General features: G+C 64.7%; 16 protein-coding genes and 1 pseudogene. 8 read left to right on the forward strand and 9 right to left on the reverse strand.

Annotation, left to right across the window (positions count from 1 at the left end; genetic code table 11):
- The first annotated feature begins 68 nt into the window (after positions 1-68).
- Positions 69-1391, forward strand: a complete 1323-nt coding sequence (locus OM977_RS03280; protein WP_264356116.1) for a hypothetical protein — start codon at positions 69-71, stop codon at positions 1389-1391.
- Between the two features lie 56 nt (positions 1392-1447).
- Here OM977_RS03280 and OM977_RS03285 read toward each other — a convergent pair whose 3' ends face one another.
- The 4 genes and pseudogenes from OM977_RS03285 to OM977_RS03300 all read right to left on the reverse strand — a co-directional run bounded on the left by OM977_RS03285 (position 1448) and on the right by OM977_RS03300 (position 6317).
- Positions 1448-2479: an NAD-dependent epimerase/dehydratase family protein gene (locus OM977_RS03285; protein WP_264356117.1), complete on the reverse strand. Its 1032-nt coding sequence runs from the start codon at positions 2477-2479 to the stop codon at positions 1448-1450.
- 207 nt (positions 2480-2686) lie between these two features.
- On the reverse strand, positions 2687-4249 hold the full coding sequence (locus OM977_RS03290) for an APC family permease (RefSeq protein ID WP_264356118.1): 1563 nt from the start codon (positions 4247-4249) through the stop codon (positions 2687-2689).
- 12 nt (positions 4250-4261) lie between these two features.
- Positions 4262-5286, reverse strand: a pseudogene (locus OM977_RS03295) (agmatine deiminase family protein).
- Positions 5283-6317 carry a nitrilase-related carbon-nitrogen hydrolase gene (locus OM977_RS03300; RefSeq protein ID WP_264356119.1) on the reverse strand — a complete coding sequence of 345 codons (1035 nt, stop codon included), beginning with the start codon at positions 6315-6317 and terminating at the stop codon, positions 5283-5285. Before OM977_RS03300 ends, OM977_RS03295 begins: the two are co-directional and overlap by 4 nt.
- Positions 6318-6530: 213 nt before the next feature.
- Between OM977_RS03300 and OM977_RS03305 the strand changes: the two genes are divergently transcribed.
- Positions 6531-7019 carry a GyrI-like domain-containing protein gene (locus tag OM977_RS03305; RefSeq protein WP_264356120.1) on the forward strand — a complete coding sequence of 163 codons (489 nt, stop codon included), beginning with the start codon at positions 6531-6533 and terminating at the stop codon, positions 7017-7019.
- A gap of 62 nt (positions 7020-7081) precedes the next feature.
- On the opposite strand, the gene OM977_RS03310 is transcribed toward OM977_RS03305, so the two are convergent.
- Positions 7082-7429 carry a hypothetical protein gene (locus OM977_RS03310; protein ID WP_264356121.1) on the reverse strand — a complete coding sequence of 116 codons (348 nt, stop codon included), beginning with the start codon at positions 7427-7429 and terminating at the stop codon, positions 7082-7084.
- Between the two features lie 231 nt (positions 7430-7660).
- Here OM977_RS03310 and OM977_RS03315 point away from each other — a divergent pair, with 231 nt between their 5' ends.
- Together OM977_RS03315 and OM977_RS03320 are read left to right on the forward strand one after the other, a co-directional pair.
- Entirely contained in the window at positions 7661-7966 is a 306-nt protein-coding gene (locus tag OM977_RS03315; RefSeq protein WP_264356122.1) for a DUF4193 domain-containing protein, read from the forward strand.
- A 99-nt stretch (positions 7967-8065) separates the two neighbouring features.
- On the forward strand, positions 8066-8611 hold the full coding sequence (locus tag OM977_RS03320; protein WP_264356123.1) for an AMIN-like domain-containing (lipo)protein: 546 nt from the start codon (positions 8066-8068) through the stop codon (positions 8609-8611).
- A 45-nt stretch (positions 8612-8656) separates the two neighbouring features.
- Here the strand turns inward: OM977_RS03320 and fliW are convergent, their stop codons facing one another.
- The 4 genes from fliW to OM977_RS03340 are packed head-to-tail and all read right to left on the reverse strand — an operon-like array spanning position 8657 to position 11886.
- Complete coding sequence (fliW, locus tag OM977_RS03325; protein WP_264356124.1) at positions 8657-9046, reverse strand: flagellar assembly protein FliW; 390 nt, start codon at positions 9044-9046, stop codon at positions 8657-8659.
- A complete protein-coding gene (gene flgL, locus OM977_RS03330) occupies positions 9043-9939 on the reverse strand; it encodes a flagellar hook-associated protein FlgL (RefSeq protein WP_264356125.1) in 897 nt (298 codons plus the stop codon). The genes fliW and flgL overlap by 4 nt, the downstream gene beginning before the upstream one ends.
- Before the next feature lie 29 nt (positions 9940-9968).
- The gene (flgK, locus tag OM977_RS03335; protein WP_264356126.1) at positions 9969-11387 is read right to left on the reverse strand and encodes a flagellar hook-associated protein FlgK; all 1419 of its coding nucleotides are present in this window, start codon (positions 11385-11387) and stop codon (positions 9969-9971) included.
- 10 nt (positions 11388-11397) lie between these two features.
- The gene (locus tag OM977_RS03340; RefSeq protein ID WP_264356127.1) at positions 11398-11886 is read right to left on the reverse strand and encodes a flagellar protein FlgN; all 489 of its coding nucleotides are present in this window, start codon (positions 11884-11886) and stop codon (positions 11398-11400) included.
- A 278-nt stretch (positions 11887-12164) separates the two neighbouring features.
- On the opposite strand from OM977_RS03340, the gene OM977_RS03345 reads away from it, so the two are divergent.
- From OM977_RS03345 to OM977_RS03360, 4 genes are all read left to right on the forward strand, one after another.
- Positions 12165-13013, forward strand: coding sequence for a flagellin N-terminal helical domain-containing protein (locus OM977_RS03345; RefSeq protein WP_264356128.1), 849 nt, complete (start codon positions 12165-12167; stop codon positions 13011-13013).
- Positions 13014-13154: 141 nt separating this feature from the next.
- Positions 13155-14465 carry a flagellar filament capping protein FliD gene (gene fliD / locus OM977_RS03350; protein WP_264356129.1) on the forward strand — a complete coding sequence of 437 codons (1311 nt, stop codon included), beginning with the start codon at positions 13155-13157 and terminating at the stop codon, positions 14463-14465.
- On the forward strand, positions 14462-14965 hold the full coding sequence (fliS, locus tag OM977_RS03355) for a flagellar export chaperone FliS (protein ID WP_264356130.1): 504 nt from the start codon (positions 14462-14464) through the stop codon (positions 14963-14965). Before fliD ends, fliS begins: the two co-directional genes overlap by 4 nt.
- Positions 14958-15383: a hypothetical protein gene (locus tag OM977_RS03360; RefSeq protein ID WP_264356131.1), complete on the forward strand. Its 426-nt coding sequence runs from the start codon at positions 14958-14960 to the stop codon at positions 15381-15383. The genes fliS and OM977_RS03360 overlap by 8 nt, the downstream gene beginning before the upstream one ends.
- Positions 15384-15400 lie beyond the last annotated feature (17 nt).

Raw genomic sequence — 15400 nt, forward strand, 5'->3', positions numbered from 1 at the left:
TGTGCTTTCAAGAATCCACGGGATTGAACGCGATCAACTCCGTCCACTCCAAAACCGCAGGGACAAACATGAAGATCAAATCCGTCGCCGCAGCCGCATTCATGACCGCTCTTCTGGCCAGCGGATTGTTGGCAGGTACCCCGACTCCGGCCTCGGCTGCGGGTACCACCTACTACGTCAGTGCCGCAGGGAACGACAGCAGTTCGGGAACCTCAAGCACCACGCCGTGGAAATCGCTGACAAAGGTAAATTCCGTGGTCCTCGTTCCCGGCGATACCGTCAGCTTCCGCAGGGGCGATACATGGACGGGAGGCATAGTGACCGTCCAGAGCGGGACTTCTACCGCCCCCATCACCTTGAACGGCTACGGAACCGGCACCACTCCGACTGTGACCGGGGGCAAGTCCGGCAACTGCATCAGGATCAACGGCAACTACACCACGGTAGACGGGCTTAAAGGAGTCTCCTGCGGCTATGCCGGCATCAGCATCACCGGCGACCGCAATGTTGTCCGGAACTCCAGCGCCGCCAACAACGCCGTGGGCCTCAAGGTAGGAACCGGTTCCGACTTCGGGAAGTACACCGGCAATACGCTGACGAACAACAACATCATGAACGTGAAAACGCAAGGCACGAATTGCGGTAGTTCGCAGGCAGTCAACTGCAGCGACGACTCTGGCGCTTTCGGTGTGCTGATTAACGGCAACGACAATGAGGTCTCGGGAAACACGGTGAGCGGGTCCAACGCGTTTTCCTATGATTACAACCGCGACGGCAGTGCGGTCGAAATTTACAACGGGAACCGAAACAACGTTCACCACAATGTGGCCCTGGACAACAACAACTTCTCCGAGATCGGAAGGTCCTCCGGCACAGCGGACGGCAACATCTTCCGCTACAACCTCGTCCGGTCAACCTGCGGTGCTGACTGCTCCGAGACCACCGGGCTGATTGCCCGGGGAACAGGCACTTCGTTCGGACCTACGAATGGGACGATCTTCGAATTCAATACCGTGTATCTAAACGGTCCGCAGTCCCAAGCCGTCGTGTGCCACGCGACCTGCCCTTCGTCGACAGTGATCCGGGCAAACATCCTGGTCGCCGTCAAGAATTCGCTGTGGATCAACGGGTCCGGCTGGACCGAGCGGCAGAACGTCCTTAATGGTCCGATCAATGTCCCGCGCAACAGCACGTCCACCACGGCGCCGGCGGCCTTCGTCAACGCGCCCACCGACCTCCACCTCACCGGCAGCAGCCCCGCCATCGACCGCGCGGGAACCGGCTTTTCCACTCTCGACCTGGACGGAAAGGCAGTGCCCCAGAACGGGGACTGCGCCGGTACGGCTGCTGCTGATTCGGGCGTCTACGAGTACGACTCGCCCACCTGCTGACACTCAGACCCGGTTTGTGGCTGCGTTCTGAGGCTGAGCGCACCGACAGCGGAGAACTATCGCGCCTGCAGGGGAGGGGAGCCGGCAACGCCGGCGCCCCTTCCCAGCCCGGCCAGGACCTCCGCTATCGCCTGCAACGAGGAGCGGCCGGGGGACCAGCCAAGCTCTTCCCGCGCCCTCGTCGTGTCCATAATCGGTGCGCCGGCGGCCATATCCACCCAGCCGGCATCCGTCGGCTGCAGGCGCGCCCGCCAGGCGAGGTCGACGACTACCCGCAACAGCGCGAGGGGCAGCGGCAGAGTACGCTGCGCACCCAGCAGCCAGCCCAAGGCGTTCGGGTCGATCACGGGTTCGGCGGCTACGTTGAACGCCCCTGAGGCCCTTCGGTGCAGGACCCGCCAGTAGGCGTCTGCGACGTCATCGGCATGCACGGCCTGGAACACGAACTCCGGTGGAACGGGCAGAACCGGGATGCGGGGTTTCGGCGGAAGGATCCGAGGTATCAGCCGGCCCAGAAAGTACTTTCCGATCTCGCTGCCGGCGTCCTCCTGGAAGATCAGAGCGGGGCGGAGCCTAGCGACCGTTATGGCCGGGTAGTCGGCAACAAACTCATTCAGCAGGGCTTCCTGCCGCGCCTTGTGCTCGCTGTAGTGCGATCCCGGAATACCGTCAACCGGCCAGTCCTCGGCAACCCGCCGGTCCTTGGCCGCCCGTGAGTATGCGCCAACGGATGAGGCACAGACAAAGTGCCCCACTCCAGCCCTGCCCGCGGCGGTCAGCACGTTCGCGGTGCCGGTCACATTGGTCCGGAAGAGCTCGTCCAGCCGATGGTTGGGCTGGATCTGCCAGGCGAGGTGGACCACGGCGTCGGCCCCCTGCAGACGGGTTTCGAGGCGCGGAACGGCGTCGGGCGAGCCAATATCGACGTTGTGCCACTCGACGCCCAGGTAGGGCGGGATGAGGGACTCCGGACTTCGCCGCGATATCCCAACGATCTGCAGGTCTTCACCTTCGGCCTTCGCCGCGGCCAGCCGTCTAAGCAGGGCCGTGCCCGCGTTGCCGGTGGCTCCGGTAATGACGATGCGCATGTGTTCCCCTTGCTCGTGTTGGACCCCGCCCGTGAGGTGCGTCCCGTCCCTTTGCTCTCCTCGACCGTAGCCGCGTGTTGGTCGGCTGTCACGGGCCTGCCATTCGGGCCCGCCCAACACGGGAAGGACCCGCCCAACGCGGCAAGGACCCGCCGGTCCGCGTTTCCTCGGTCCGGCGGGTCCTTCCCGCGCTGGGGCCTGCCGCGGCTATTCCGGGGCCACCAGCGCCGGGGTATCCTGCCGGATGGTTTCGCCGCGGAAGAAACCCGGCCGGAACCGCGCCATCAGGATCATGAACACGCCGCCGAGAGCCAGGACGCCGATGCCCAGGACAAAGACCAGTCCGACGCCCAGGAACTCCGATCCGCTGCCGAACTCGGGTGCCCAGCTGTCCACCGCGGTCTGCAGGAACACGACGGACAGGCCCGCCCCGCCCAGCAACGGGCACAGCATGCGCAGGATGAAGTGGCGGGCGCTGCTGAATGCACTGCCGCGGAAGTACCAGGCGCACGCGAAGGCCGTTAGCCCGTAGTAGAAGCAGATCATCAGACCCAGCGCCAGAATGGTGTCGTTAAGGACGTTTTCGCTGATCACGTGCATCACGGCGTAGAAGCCCGCCGAAACTACCCCGGCCGCGACCGTGGCGAAGCCGGGGGTGGAAAAGCGCTTGCTCACGTGGTTGAACGCAGCGGGCAGCGCGCCGTAGTGGGCCATGGCGAGAAGGCTGCGCGAGGGTGACGTGAACGTGGACTGCAGCGACGCCGCGGAACTCGACAGCACCGCCAGGGACATCAGGATGGCGAAGGGACCCATGATGGGGGATGCCAGCGCCGTAAAGACATTCGCCTGGTTGTCGGCATTGGTCAGGCCGATCCCGACGTCGCCGATCCCGGCGAACATCATGGTTGCGATCGTCACCAGAAGATAGATGCCCAGAACCACGACGGCGGTGAGGGTTCCGGCGACGCCGGCGGTCTTCTTGCCGTTGGAGGTCTCTTCATTGACCGTCAGGCATACATCCCAGCCCCAGTACACGAAGATCGAGAGCGAGATTCCGGCCGCCACCTGGCCGAAAGTCTGAATCTTGGTGACATCGAACCATTCCCAGCTGAACGGGATTGCCGTTTCCGAGCTGGACCAGTTGGCGAAGGCCAGAACGACAAACAGTCCCAGGACCAGCAGCTGGAAACCGACCAGCCCGTACTGGACCAGCTTGGTGGTGTGCAGGCCCCGGTAACTGATCCAGACCGCCAGGGCGACGAACACGAAGCAGGTCAGGACGTTCAGCGGTTTGTTGGCCGCGAGATCGGCCAGCTCCGGTGATCCCGTCAGCTGCGCCAAAAAGAGGTAGAAGAAATCCACCGCCACGCCGGCCAGGTTGGAGAGCACGATGATGTTGGCCGCCAGCAGCCCCCAGCCGCCCATCCAGCCAACCCAGGGTCCGAATGCTTTCGTAACCCAGGTGAACGTGGTGCCGCTGTCCGGGGAGTCGGCGTTGAGTTCCCGGTAGGCGAGCGACACCAGGATCATCGGGATGAATCCGATCAGGAAGATCACCGGCAGCTGCAGTCCGGCTTCACTGACGGTCGGCCCGAGGGCGCTCGTGAGGGTGTAGGCCGGAGCGATGGTTGAGATCCCCAGGACTACGACGGCGAGCAGGCCAAGCTGTCCGCCTTTCAGGCCTTTCCCGGTGATGCCGTGGGCGGAGCCGGCTGCGCCGGCACCCGTCCCGGGATCCGGTGCGGGGCTTTGGCGGATGGTTTGCGTCATGTTCAACCCTTTCTACGAGACTGCCGGTTGCTGTTGGGTGATGCAGTGGATGCCGCCCCCGCGGGCGAACAGCTCGCGGGCATCGATGCCCACGACCCGGCGGCCGGGATAGGCGTCCGCGAGGATGCGGAGGGCCTTCTCATCGTTGGGGTCCGAGAATGTGCAGGCTAGAACCCCGCCGTTGACCACGAGGTGGTTGATGTAGCTGTAATCAACCCAGCCCTCCTCATCCGAGAGTGTCTGCGGCGCGGGGACCTCAATGATGTTCCACTCCCGGCCGGCGGCGTCCCGCGTTGTGGACAGGAACGCGATGATCTCGCGGCTGACCTGAAAGTCCGGGTGCTCCGGGTTCTGCTGGGAATGGACCAGCAGCGTGCCCGGGGACGGAATGGCGGCCACGATGTCCACGTGCCCGCGGGTGCCGAACTTTTCCGAGTCGCGGGTGAGGCCCGGGGGAGCCAGATGGCGTGGGTGGCGCCGATGGTCCGGGCCAGCTCGGCTTCGACGTCCGCCTTAGTCAGCCCCGGGTTGCGCCCCGGGTCCAGCTGTACCGACTCGGTGATCAGCACGGTGCCCTCTCCGTCGACCTGGATGCCGCCGCCCTCGTTGACCAGCGCAGACGGAATATGCGTGGCCCGCGAGCGGCCGGCCACCTCGGCTGCGATCCGGGAGTCCTTGTCCCACGAGGCCCACTCCTGGGCGCCCCAGCCGTTAAAGACCCAGTCCACGGCACCCAGGTTTCCGTTGCCATCCAGCACAAAGCTGGGGCCGATGTCGCGCATCCAGGCGTCGTTAAGCTCCGCGGTTAGCACCTCGACGCCGGGCCGGAGGTAGCGCCCGGCCGTATCGACGTCGTCGGGGCTGACCATAACGGTGACCGGCTCGAAGTCGACGACGGCGTTAGCTACGGCGGCCCAGACGGACCGGGCGGCGTGGGCTTCCTCGGCGGACTCGCCGAGGGTGTACCCGCCGGTGGGGAAAGCCATCCAGATCCGCTCCTGCGGCGCCGTCTCTGCGGGCATGTGCCAGTTGCTCATGCGGTTACCTCGAGATACAGGGGCGCCTCGCCGCCAAGCGGCGACTCTGGGCGTACGGGATCGTTCAGCCGGGCGTAGGTGTCAGGTCGACGCGTGGCCAGGAACGGGAAGAGCGTCAGCCAGTCCCGGCGCTGGTCGAGGTCCAGGTCGGCGACGAGGACGGCGGACTCGTCCCGCGGAGCCTGCGCGAGGATGCGACCATACGGATCGGAGATGAACGACGAGCCGTAGAAGTTCAGCGTCCCTTCATTTCCCCAGCGGTTGGGCGCGACCATGAAGAGGCCGTTGGCGATGCCGTTGCCGACAATGACCTGCTGCCAGAGCGGCTGGGTGTCGAAGTCCGGGTGGTCCGGCTCGGAACCGATGGCGGTGGGGTAGACCAGAAGTTCGGCTCCGCCGAGGGAATAGAGCCGGGCGACTTCGGGGAACCATTCGTCCCAGCAGGTGGGCATGCCAAGCCGAGCGCCGCCCAGTTCCGCAGGGGCGTGGACCTCGTAGGCGTCCGCGGAGGCCGGGCCGGGCCGAAAGAACTTGTCCTCGTAATAGCCGGCTGTCACCGGAATGTGCAGCTTGTGGGTCCGGGCCAGCAGTTCACCCGCCGGTGACACCAAAATTGCATTGTTGAGCCCTAGCCCGTCATCGGAGCCGTCCGGGTTGTCCGCACGCTGGTACAGCGAGGCATGGATGGAGATCCCGTGCCGGCGGGCAGCGTCGGCGGCGAACCGGAAGGTGGGGCCGGTCAACAGGTCTTCCGCCAGGTCGGAGGGGCGTGCACGCGCGGCCCCGGGCCGGGAGGTGTCGTTTTCGGGACGGGTGTCGGCGGGATAGCGGGACAGGGTGAGTTCTGGAAGGAAGACAACGGTGGCTCCCAACCGGGCTGCGCGTGCGATGCCCTCGTCGAGTTCGGCGCGAAGATCGGCGATGTCGGAATGCCAGCGGTGCTGGACCACCCCGATTCGAAGGGCCGGGCGCGTCGAGGGACTGGTCCGCGCCAGCGAAACGGGTGCGTTGAGGCAGGTGATTTCGATCATTTACTTACTCCAGTGAGATGGGCGTCACTAAATGAATAGCGTTCATTTAGTATCCGGTGGCGTGGCCGGCAGGGCAAGACCTAAATGAATAAAGTTCATTTTGTGACGGCAGCCGCCGGTAGAAGATGCCCGGCACGTGACCGGACACGGGACCGAGGAATCGGGGGACGTTAGGCCCTAGCCCGGTCAGATGGGCCGACGGAGGCTGGAAATATGACTGAGGAGAATCCGGAAAAGACGCCGGAGATTACGTCCGCCCAACTCCACGAGCAACCGACCGCCGTCGTGCGTGAAACGGTGCCGGTGACGGACCTGCGGGAATTCTTCGGCCGCGCGTACGGTGCAGTTGTGGGCGCGGTGCAACAGCAGCACGTCCAGCTGGCCGGTCCGCCGTTCGCGCTGTACCGGGGGACACCCAGCGATGTCGTCGACGTCGAAGCCGGATTTCCGCTGGCCGCGCCCTTCCCGGGACCGGGCGAGGGCGGCGTGACGGCGGGATCGCTCCCTGCGGGGCAAGCGTACGAGGCCATGCACATCGGACCGTACGAGAACCTCGAGAACACTTACCGGGCGCTCATGGCGCGGATGGCGGCCGAGGCTGTCGCACCCGCAGACGAAATGTGGGAGTACTATCTCAGCGATCCGGGCAGGGAGCCGGACCCCTCACGGTGGAAGACACTCGTCGTCTGGCCTGTGGCTTAGTCGGTGCTCGACGGCCCGGCCTAGTCGCCGACGCCCTTTATTCAGCGCCCTCTACTCGCCCTCTATTCGGCGTCGATCCGCTCGAGGAGTTCCTTGGCCGCTTTGGCGATGTCGTCATGGCCATGCTGGGCGGCTCTGCTCTCCAGGGAGATGACAGCGCAGCGGTGCACCTTCTTGAAGTCTCCGAAGGGGAAGGTCACGCTGCCTTTCGTTCCCTCGGACGCCTCCCGGTCCAGGCCTAAGTGCCAGCTGGCGAATTCGTCGAAGCCATGCTTTTCGATGAACTTGTTTTCCTGTTCGGCCGACGGCGCGTGTTCGCTCCAGTCGTCGCGCTCGTCCCGGCTGACGTGCCCCTCGCTGATCAGTTTCTTGGCATGTTCCAGCGACTTCTTATTGAGTTTCCCAGCCATCGAAGGAGCCTCCTTTGGGTCACATCCGCACCGGTCCTGCACACGGTCCCTCAAGGCTAGGACCCGCGCGGCGATACCGCCACTGAAGTCGTAAGACTTAAAAGCGGGAAGGGCTGCGGGACGCCTTTGTTGGATTGCATCCACTATTCTTTAACTCCGCGCACAGTGGCCTAAACTGCTTCACTGAGGTGCCTGCAATGGCGCTGCGCAGCAACGAAAGTGAACCCCGCTATGGCCACCGATTACGACGCCCCCCGCAACAAGACAGACGAAGAGTCCCAAGCTGAATCATTGGATGCTCTTCAGGCGTCCCGCAGCGGCGGCGCCCAGACCGCTGTGATTGACGTCGAGGAGACCGACACGGCTGAAGGGATCGACCTTCCCGGCGCTGATCTGTCCGGCGAAGAGCTGACCGTCATCGTTGTTCCGGAGCAGTCCGACGAGTTCACCTGCTCCTCCTGTTTCCTGGTCCGGCACCGATCCCAGGTGGCCAGGGAAAAGAATGGCCTGAAGTACTGCCGCGACTGCGAAGGCTAGGGGAAGTCACGGTTCGGCGCCGAAGTCCGTCCGGCCCTCGATTCCCGGCGTCCACGCTTCTACGCTTGAAGCAACTCATCGCTTCAGGGGGTGGCCGGATTGAAGAAGATCCAGGTATGGCTGGCGGCAGTGTTGCTGGCCGTCGGCATGGCCCTCGTCGCGCCCGTGCCGGCGTCGGCCGAACCGTATTGCGGCCTGGTATGGGGATCTCTGGCCAAGGCCGATCCGCCGCTGAGCCAGGCCAGGGTGACCAACGTGCGCACCGGCCAGCACTATTGCTTCGACCGGCTGGTGGTCGATCTCACCGGTGCTGTGGCGGGATACAACGTCCGCTATGTTCCGCAGGTGACCCAGGACGGCTCGGGGTTCGCGGTACCGCTGCGGGGCCAGGCATTCCTCCAGCTGACCGTGAACTCTCCCGCCTACGATGACAACGGAAACTCCACCTACAACCCGGCGGACAGGAACGAACTCAGCAACGTGACCGGTTACCAGACCTTCCGGCAGGCGGCCTGGGCGGGCAGTTTTGAGGGCTATACGAACCTCGGACTCGGGGTCCGCGCTCGCCTGCCATTCCGCGTGTTCGTCCTGGAGGGGCCCGACGCCGGAACCCGGCTGGTGGTTGACGTCGCCCACTTCTGGTGAGGCATGGCTCCGGCGGGGTCGCGCCGGAGCCTGGTAAGTGGCGGCCTACAGCGAGTTGAGGTCCGCCCTCAGCGGGTAGTTGCGGCCATCAAGCACGAGTTGCGTGCAGCGGCCGGTGGCCGGGTTGAGCACGATCGGGGCCATCAGGTTGACCGTGGTGGAGCCGGGAGCGTGCGTGAGTACCACCAGCAGCTGGGGTGCCTCACTCTGCCCAAGTCCAAGGGCCTCCAGCGTTGCGGCGGGAATCGGCGGGGCGTAGCCAGGCACGAAGACGGCCGCGTCGGCCAAGAACAGCCGCACCGGAGTGGCGCCCGATTCCAGGGCGTACAGCCCGGCGGCACCTTCGACGCTCCGTAGCGTGAAGTCGTGGACGTTTTCCAGGCCCGGCATGGGGGCGGTGAAGGAGACGGAGGGGTTCATCACGGCGGTGCTCACCGGAGGAAGTCCATCAGCGTGGGCTGCAGCACCCGCGCCGTGGCGGCCAGCGCCACCTGGTAGTTGGTCTCCTGAAGCTTCAGATCCAAAATGACACTGCCAAGATCTGCCTTTTCAATGCCAATTCGCTGCGCATCCAAGTTGGCCTCCAATTCGGTGTTGACGTCTCCGGCGCGTTCCAGTTGCGCCTGCCTCGTTCCTATTTCAGCACGTCCGTTGATGACGGCGTTGAACGCTGTGTCGAGGGCTCCCAGTCGGTTGGTCAAGTCCTCGCCGCTCCGAAGCTTCGCAGCGATGTTGCTGACGACGGCGAACACGGAACCGCCGCCGCTGCCAAAGATCGCCCCGCCATCGGCGTCGACCCGGACGGTCTGAGTGGCGCTCACTCGCCGCTCGACTGGGCTGACGCCAGCTCCGTTGAAGGTCGGCGGCTGGCCGGCGTCGGCCGGGTTGCTGGGATCGCGCGGAGTGCCCGGGGTAAAAGCCTGATCGGCATCCGAACTTCCGGCGAAAATGTTTCGGCCCAGGTGTTTGCTGTTGGCAATGGAGACGAGGTCCTTGTTCAGAGCCTCCATCTCACTGGCGATAGCGTCCTTTCCGGACTGAGGCAAGCTGCCGTTGCCCGCCAGCACGGTGAGGTCCCTGATCTTTTGGATCACGTTCGTGGCCTGCTCGAGGGCGGAGTCCGCCGCGGTGAGCCAGCTGCCGCCGTCGTCGATGTTCCGGCCGTACTGGGCATTGGCCGCCAGCAGGGCGCGGGTCTCGAGGGCCTGGGCCGTAGCGGCCGGATCGTCGGAGGGGCGAGTGATCTTGTCCAGCGAGGTGGCTTTATCCTGCAGCTGCGCAAGCTTGGCCTGCTGCGTCTGCAATGTCCTCTGGGCAAACGCGCTCATGGTCAGGTTTGTAACCCGGTTAAGCATGTTTATCTTCCTACCAGTCCGGTGCGGTTGATCAGTACATCGAGCGCCTCGTCGACGGCGGTCATCACGCGCGCCGCGGCCTGATAGGCGTGTTGGTTGGTGAGCAGGCTGACGTTCTCCTCGTCCAGGCTGACCGACGCCTGCGAGGCGCGGCTGGTCTGGGCCGAGGCCTGGGCGGCCGCGGTGAGTGTCTCGTGCTGTTGGGCCCCACGTGACTGCACGCCTATGTTGGTGACGATGCCTGACCAGATCTTGTCCGGTGAGCCCGGGCCGGTGCCGAGCTGCGAAATTTGGTCGGCGATGCTTGTGTCCAGGGCGCCCTTGCCCGCCAGCTTGAGTGCGATGTCGGCCGTGGCAGCGGGGCCCTTGATGCTGAGCGCGGCCGGCCCGCCGCCGCTAATGGTGAAGAAATCCGCGTTGGCACCATTTCCGGTTACTCCGGACTTGTGGATCGGATTCACAGCCGTAGCCAGGGCCGAAGCGATGTTGTTGTACGCCTCGGCTGCCTCGGCGATCACGCCCCCGGATCCTCCGTTGACGGAGGCGGGGGCCAGGACAGAGAGGGCACCAAGAATGCTACCGCCGTCAAGGACCACGGCGCCCTCGGGATTCACCCAGTCCACGCGCGGAGCATTTCCGCTGGCCTGACTCATCGTTGTGGCGCCCGTCAGCGCCAGCGTTCGCACGGACCCGCCGGTGACGAGGGCATTGCCTCCGAGCAGGACGTCCACGGTGCCGTCCGGCTGTTCCCGGACGGTGCCACCGACCAGGTTGGCGATGCTGTCCGTCAGCTTGGCGCGGGCGTCTATCAGTTCGTTGGCAGAGCCGCCGGCAGCGAGGGTGGAACGGATGGTCGTGTTGTAGGCAGCAACCTGGCTGGCGGCGGCGTTGACAGCGTTGACGTTGTCAGAGGCCTGGGCGCGAACGCTGCTCCACTGCGAGTCGAGAGCTTGGTACGCGGAAGAGATCTTGTCTGTCACGGAGTTGGCCGCATTCAGAATCAGACCCTTGGGTCCGTCCTCGGAGGGCTGGTTCGCGGCGGCTTGCCAGGCTGACCAGAAGCCTTGCAGTGCGGTGGAGATGCCGTTTTCGCCCGGTTCCCCAAGGATTTCCTCGATGCCCTGGAGCGCGCCGGAGCGGACGCTGGCGTAACCCGCTTGGGCGCCCGCGGAACGCGCGCTGGAATCCAGGAAGCTGCTGCCAAGCCGGGCGATGCCGTCCACGGAGACGCCTTGACCAGCCTCGGGCCGCCCCGATCCGAAGAGGCCCTGCGCGGGAGCGGCGAGGGACGACTGCTGCACACGCTGTCGCGTGTAGCCTTCGGTGGCCGCGTTCGCGATGTTCTGCCCCGCCACGTTCATGCCTTGCTGGGCTGCGGTCAGACCACGGTAGGCGGTGTTCAAGGCCCCGAAGGTGCTCATGGTCGCTTCCTTAGAATTGCTGGTCGAAGATGCGGGAGCCGGCGGATTCCCCGGTCTTGCCGTGGGCGTCGTAGGTTCCGGCCGCAGCGGTGGGACGCAGATCTGCCAGTGTTTCCTGGGTGGAGCGGACCGCGGTGCGCAGATACTGTTCGTTGGAGTCGCGAAGTTCCTTGATGAGGGCAGTTTGCCGCGTCAATGCGGTCAGGTGAGCCGTGAGGATTTCGGACCAGGCGCCTTCCGGCGCGGCGGCCGCAAGTTCGCCAAGGGAGGCATTGGTGGGTAGTCCCCAGGTTTCCGCGACGACGGCGGCTTCGATGGTGCGCGCCAGGCTCGCCTTGGAGAGGTGCTCCAGCACCTGCTCGACCTCTTTGGTGCCGTGCGGCAGCCAGCGCGACTTGCCGGCGGTCAGCAGGAGCTGCTCTTCTTCCAGCTTGAAGGTGAGAACGTCCAGAAGTTCACGTTCCCGCCATAGCAGGGCTGAAAGTTCGTGGATGGCCATGGTCCGGACGGCTCCTCGGGGTGGCTTGTGCGGTGGTGCCGGGGCGTCAACATCATCGTGCGGACGATTCAGCCTTCAGCGGGGTTCGTAGAAACTATCGGCAGGCTCGACGAATCCGTTAGTAGGAATGGACCTGATAGCTAGAGCGGCTGGGCGGAAAGATGACAAGAAAACAATTTTCGATTTCTGCTTACCCGCGCATCAGAACTGGCGATAACTACTCCTGAAGGCCCATGGATGGGCCCTCGCTCAACACCCTAATCACGGAGGAATTCACCATGGGTATGCAGATCAACACCAACCTCGGCGCCAACAACGCCTACCGCAATCTGAACAACACGCAAAACGACCTGTCCAAGTCGCTCGAAAAGCTGTCCAGCGGTCTCCGTATCAACCGCGCGGCCGACGACGCTGCCGGCATGTCCATCGCAACGGCCCTTGGCTCGCAGGTCTCCGGCCTCGACCAGGCCGGCCGCAACACCCAGGACGGCATCTCGGTCATCCAGACCGCTGACGGCGCCCTCGGCCAGGTCACTTCGATTCTGCAGCGTATGCGTGACCTCGCTGTCCAGGGCAACAACGGTGCCAACAGCGTTGACGCCCAGGACGCTATCAGCAACGAAGCCAAGTCACTCGGCCAGGAACTTGCCCGCATTACCGACAACACCAAGTTCGGTGACAAGGATCTGCTCAAGGGTGGCTCCATGATCATCCAGGTCGGCGCCAACGGCAACGCCGACGATCAGATCACGATCAACCTGGCTGACACGCAGGCTGGCGCCGACCTCGATTTGTTGTCCGGCGCGGACAACAACGTCGCTGGCGGCTTCGACATCTCCACCGCAGTCCTCGCTCAGGGCACGATCGATAGCATCGACCTCGCCCTGGAGAACGTCTCCGCATCGCGCTCCGACCTCGGTGCCGTGCAGAACCGCCTCGAGTCCGCCGCCAAGACCGTGGCCATCGCTAAGGAAAACCTGTCCGCGGCACAGTCCCGCATCCAGGACACCGACATGGCAGCCGAAATGGTCAAGTACACCAAGGCCGGCATCCTGTCCCAGGCTGGCACTGCCATGCTGGCACAGGCCAACCAGTCCGGCCAGGGCGTTCTTCAGCTCCTGCGCTAAACCGCTCCCGGCGCTATCCGGTAGCACTGTTTGACCGGGAGGGCCGGGCGGTAGGAGCAATCCATCGTCCGGCCTTTACCTGTAATACGATCCGGTTCCAGTCCGCACATTTGAAGTTCTAGCCAGTAAGGAGCAGCAGCCATGGGAATCTCGCTCGACGGACTGGCCAGCGGGCTGGACACAACCTCGTTGATCAGCGCCCTGATGCAGGTCGAGGCGATTCCGCAAACGCAGCTTAAGAGCAAGTCGACCGGCATCCAGTCGATGGTCTCCGCGCTTCAGGGGCTCAACAGCAAGGTCGCTGCCCTGGCGACCCAGGCCGCCGCCGTGGCTAAACCCGGTGCCCTGGACCTTTACTCCGCCACGACGAGCAGCGACAAGATCGCTGCCACCACCACCTCGGCTGCGAAGGCCGGTTCAATCGATTTCCAGGTGGACAAGCTAGCCCAGACCCAGGTCACCGTGACCAACAAAGTGGTGGGCTGGCCCTACACCACGATGACCATTACCAGCGGTGGTCAATCCATCACAGTCACCCCGCTGACCAGCTCTCTGGATGACGTCGTCATGGCCGTCAACGCTGCCGGTGCAGGCGTTGTCGCCACCAAGGTGGCCGTCGGCGGCGGGGAGTTCCGCCTCCAATTTGCCGCGACCAAATCCGGCAGCGCCGGTGCCTTCACGATCAGCGACCCTGGGACGACGTTCACGAATGCCAAGGACGCCCAAGACGCGGAGCTCCAGTTGTGGGCAGGCTCGCCGGCCGCCATGACAGTCAAGTCATCGACCAACACCTTTACGGATGTGCTGCCCGGTGTCTCGATCACGGCAAAAGAAATCACGGCGCTCGCGACGCTGACAGTTGCCCGTGACGACGCAGGAATCACCAAACTGGCCTCCGACCTCGTGACCGGCGCAAACGGCATCTTCTCCCTCGTGGCAAGCAAGACCGCCGTCTCTTCCACCGCCACCTCCACGACGGGCGGCATCTTCACTGGCGACAGCACCGTGCGATCCGTCAACCAAAGCATTCTTTCAGCAGCATCGTTGCCTGTCGGTACCCCGCCGCGTTCGCCCTCGGAAATCGGTATCAGCATCACCAAGACTGGCACCATGGAGTTCGACGAAAAGAAGTTTTCTGCTGCACTCGCCGCGGACCCTGCGGGAGTTGGAGCGAAGGTTCAGGAAATTGCCACCCGGATAGCTGCCGCCGCCACGAAAGCCTCGGACAAGTACGACGGGACGCTGACCACCAAGATAAGCGGCCAGGAGTCTGAGGTCCGCGATCTCGCGGACCGGATTACCGACTGGGATGTTCGGCTTGCCTTACGCAAGACCTCGCTTCAGCGCACGTACTCCGCCCTCGAGGTGGCGCTCAGCGGCATGCAGGCGCAACAGTCGTGGCTCACTGCCCAACTCTCCGGCCTCTCCTCCTCAGGAAGTAACTCAGCATGACCACCACCTCTTTCGGCAGCTCCGCCCAGAAGAACCAGTACCTGGCGGATTCCGTCCTGTCGGCCCCACCGGCGCGCCTGCTCACGATGCTGTACGACCGTCTCCTGTTGGACCTGGGCCGGGCCGAGGCAGCGCAGCAGGCCGAGAACTGGCCAGTCGCCTCGGAGAATCTCCTGCACGCGCAGGCCATAATCTCAGAGCTTTCATCCTCGCTCAAGCTCGGCACCTGGGACGGCGCGGACGGCCTGCTGGGTCTCTACAACTACACCTACACCGCCCTGGTGAACGCCAATATCCAGCGGAATGCCTTGCTGACCCGGGAGGCCATCGAGCTGCTGGAACCATTGCGCCAGGCCTGGCACGAGGCCGCCGCCGCAATTCCTGCCCCGGCGACGGCCGCACCAACAGCTTTCGCCGCAGCCGCCCCGGCCGGGTTCCCGGCAGCGGCGGCATGGAATACCCGGCCGGGATCAGGCGGCGGGAGCCTAGGTTTTGGCTGACCAGGCACCCCTGGCGGCCGGCTTTGGCGGAGCGGGGCTGAGCCACACCACAGCCACCCTCACCCAGAACGGTCCCACCGAAACGGCCCTGGCCGCGTGGACGGCCGTCCTGGACATGCTGGAGATGGCCGTCGGAGCCGCGGAACGCACGCTGAAAGACCCCCTCGGTCCGCTGTCCTCCGCACCGCAGGACGGCGTGGTGCTCTCGCCCCAGGAGCGCTGGTCTCCACCCACACTCCCGGGCCCGCTGCCGCCGGAGGCACGGCGCCGTGCCGTCGCACTGTCGGCAGCCCAGGAACGCGTTGCCCGGCGGCTCGAAGAAGCCCGGCTGGACGTGGCCCGGCAGCTCCAGGCGGTGACGTCGGTGCCCGGTGTCGGCGAATCCTCGAGCGCCGTCTACCTGGATGTCAACGGCTAAACCTACCGGCCGGTGGG

It is taken from the genome of Pseudarthrobacter sp. MM222 (assembly GCF_947090775.1).
GTDB lineage: Bacteria > Actinomycetota > Actinomycetes > Actinomycetales > Micrococcaceae > Arthrobacter.